Below are 2,227 nucleotides of genomic sequence, written 5' to 3'. Positions count from 1 at the left end.
GCTGTCGGCCTTCGAGGTGGTCAACGGCCACTTCCAGCGCCTGTTCTCGCATCTCTTCGGCGGCGGCACGGCCGAATTGCAGCTGATCGAGTCCGAAGATCCGCTGGAAGCTGGCCTCGAAATCCTCGCTCGCCCGCCGGGCAAGAAGCCGCAGACCATGACGCTGCTCTCTGGCGGCGAGCAGGCGCTCACCGCCATGTCGCTGATTTTTGCCGTCTTCCTTACCAATCCGGCGCCGATCTGCGTGCTCGACGAGGTCGACGCCCCGCTCGACGACCACAATGTCGAGCGCTTCTGCAATCTGATGGACGAGATGTCGAAGACCACCGAGACGCGCTTCGTCATCATCACCCACAACCCGATCACCATGGCGCGCATGGACCGGCTGTTCGGCGTCACCATGGCCGAGCAGGGCGTCAGCCAGCTGGTCTCGGTCGACCTGCAGGCGGCTGAGGCGATGCGCGAGGCGAGTTGAGGGCGGCTTGGCGTCCGGAACCGACTGAGTTACCTCTCCGGTGCCGTGGCTGGCGCCGTGTAACGCCGGCGCACGGCCTCCAGCACGCGCTTGCGGCTGTCCTCGGGCGATAGACGCTTGTCCTTCTCGGCCTCTGCCGTCTCGCGGGCGAGTTCCTTGTCCCTGATCTGTTGGCGGAACCATTTGGAATAGTCGCCGGCGCGCAGGTGATATTCCCAGGTCTTGTCGTCGATGCCTTCCGCCATTTGGGCGAAAATAATCAGGTTGTGGGCTCTGAGGTTCATCGCCTTTTCCGGCCCCGTGAAATAGAAACTGCCGGCCTCGTCGAGCTCGCCTTCGGCATATTTGCGGCTGTGCCGCTTCAGCGATTGCTGGGGTTCGATCGCCTTGACCGTGAACGGCTTCTTGCCGTCCTGCGGCCGCCACAGCAGAACCCGGTCACCCTTCGGCGAAGGAATGCTCTTGGGCGCCTCCAGCCCGGCCTCCTTGCAGAAGGCCTTGATCACGCTCTTCGCCTTCGGACCGAGCGCGATGACCGCCGTCACCAGGCGCAGGACCCCGGTCGAAATCGCTTCCGGATGCACGGTGATCAGCACCGTGCCCGGCAGCTCGAGCGACAGCACCGCGCGCGTGTCCTCGCGGCGCCTGGGCAGAAGGTGATGCGCCTCGTCGATGATCAGCCAATGCGGCCTTGCCGTGCGGTAGCGGACGCTGCCGAGGCCGGGCAGCAATTCGGCAAAGAAGTCGGGCCGCTCGTCGACTTTCAGCGCCAGCCCGTTGACCACGATATTGGTGCCAGGCTTTTCGATCAGCTCCAGCAATTGCTCCTTGCTGGGTGTAGTCGAGCCATCGCCCAACGGAACGGCGCCCTCCAGTCCGTCATAGTCGCCCTCGGGATCGAAAATGCAGAACTGCAATCCCTGTTCGGCAAGCCGCTCGGTGAGCGCTGTGGCCAATGTCGACTTGCCGATACCGGAGCTTCCGGCGATCAGAACGGTCTCGACGGGCGACAGATAGACCTTCTTGCCGTTGGCAGTGCCCAGCAGGACGCCGCGCAAGCGCTTGCGAGCTATCAGATGATCCTGCTTTATCAGCTTGCCGATCAGTTCTTCGACACCTTTGCCGCGCGCCTCCTTCGTGACGAGGTCGGCGGTTTCCTTCACGGCGGGCAATGCGTTGGCGACGGCGACGCTGCAGCCCGAAGCCCTGAGGAAAGCATGGTCGTTTTCGGCATCGCCGATGCCCACCACATTATGCGGCGACAATCTGAGGTCCTTGAGCGCAGCCGCCAGTCCGGTGGCCTTGTTGATGCCTGAGGGCAGGATCATCACCGCGCCCTTGTTGAAGATGATCTCCAGCTCAAGGCCGAGCTCCTTGATGACGTCGAGCACGGTGGCCTGGTGCGGCTCCCAGGTGGCAACGATCGACCGGCCGACCGAGAGCGGCTTGACGCCGCGCTTCTTCAGTCTGTCGACGAAATCGGCGGAAGGGGACGGCGAGATCGTTTGCTCTTCCTCGCTCGCCGGCGTGTAGATCAGCGCGCCGTTTTCGGCCACCACCTTGTCGAATAGCCCGACCTCCGGAAACACCTCTTTGAGATCGGGCAGTTCGCGGCCGGTGACCAGGATGAGCTTGCGGCCGGACTTCTTCAGCTTCTTCAGCGCCGACAGCGTGCTGGCGGTGACCAGTCCGTCATGCGCCAGCGTGCCGTCGTAGTCGGTGGCCAGTGCCATGAAATACATCGGGTGATCC

Annotated in this window: 1 protein-coding gene and 1 pseudogene; one reads left to right on the top strand and one right to left on the bottom strand. The window is 63.4% G+C overall.

Annotated elements, in window-relative coordinates; genetic code table 11:
- Nucleotides 1-475: pseudogene (locus EOA60_RS29625) on the top strand (AAA family ATPase); the annotation flags it as partial.
- A 29-nt stretch (nt 476-504) separates the two neighbouring features.
- Here the strand turns inward: EOA60_RS29625 and EOA60_RS29620 are convergent.
- Entirely contained in the window at nt 505-2,217 is a 1,713-nt protein-coding gene (locus EOA60_RS29620; protein WP_095823790.1) for an HAD family hydrolase, read from the bottom strand.
- Nucleotides 2,218-2,227: the final 10 nt, after the last annotated feature.

It is taken from the genome of Mesorhizobium sp. M1A.F.Ca.IN.020.06.1.1, from assembly GCF_004023265.1.
Classification (GTDB): domain Bacteria; phylum Pseudomonadota; class Alphaproteobacteria; order Rhizobiales; family Rhizobiaceae; genus Mesorhizobium.
The sequence above is the reverse complement of the archived record's forward strand: the minus strand, read 5'-3'. Positions and strand labels throughout refer to the sequence as shown.

Excerpts from the sequence above, each read along its gene's own strand:
- EOA60_RS29620 (WP_095823790.1), bottom strand. The coding sequence starts at position 2,217 with ATGTATTTCATGGCACTGGCCACCGACTACGACGGCACGCTGGCGCAT.